General features: G+C 68.8%; 1 protein-coding gene. It reads right to left on the bottom strand.

The window, feature by feature from the left end; all coding sequences use genetic code 11:
• Positions 1–32 precede the first annotated feature (32 nt).
• A partial coding sequence (gene pstC / locus HLH25_RS19920) for a phosphate ABC transporter permease subunit PstC (protein ID WP_182975735.1) occupies positions 33–746 on the bottom strand: 714 nt, incomplete at its 5' end.

Genomic DNA, 746 nt, shown 5'->3' on the forward strand with positions numbered 1-746 from the left:
CCGCACCGGCCTCCATCATCGCGCCCCCCATCTCAGGCCCCTCCACGCCGCAGCAGCAGCCGCGAACAGGCCAGCGTCAGGAACGAGATCACCATCAGGATGAACCCCAGCGCCAGCAGCGACGCCAGTTTCAGGCTCCCCGCCGGGCTCTCGGGAAATTCCAGCGCGATCAGCGAGGCGATCGTGTTGCCCGGCGAGAACAGCGACCAGCCGATCCGGTTGGTGTTGCCGATCACGAACGTCACCGCCATCGTCTCGCCCAGCGCCCGCCCCATCCCCAGCATGATCCCGCCGATCAGCGCCGGCCGCGACCAGGGCAGCGTCACGCTGCGCATCACCTCCCACCGCGTCGCCCCCAGCCCATACGCGCTCTCGCGGATCTGCGCCGGCATCGCCACGAACACGTCGCGCATCACCGCGCAGACAAACGGCGTCACCATCACCGCCAGCACCAGCCCCGCCGTCAGCATCCCGGTGCCATAGGGCGCCCCCTGGAAGAACATGCCGACCCCGGGAATATGCCCCAGATGCACCCGCGCCCACGGCTGCACGTAATGCGCCATCACCGGCACGATCACGAAGAAGCCCCACATCCCGAAGATGATCGACGGCACCGCCGCCAGAAGCTGCACCGCCATCCCGATCGGCCCCGCCACCATCGCGGGCGCCATCTCCACCAGCCAGAACGCAATCCCGAACGCCAGCGGCACCGCGAACACCAGCGCCAGCAGCGTCGTCATCACCGA

It is taken from the genome of Gluconacetobacter dulcium (assembly GCF_014174165.1).
GTDB lineage: Bacteria > Pseudomonadota > Alphaproteobacteria > Acetobacterales > Acetobacteraceae > Gluconacetobacter > Gluconacetobacter dulcium.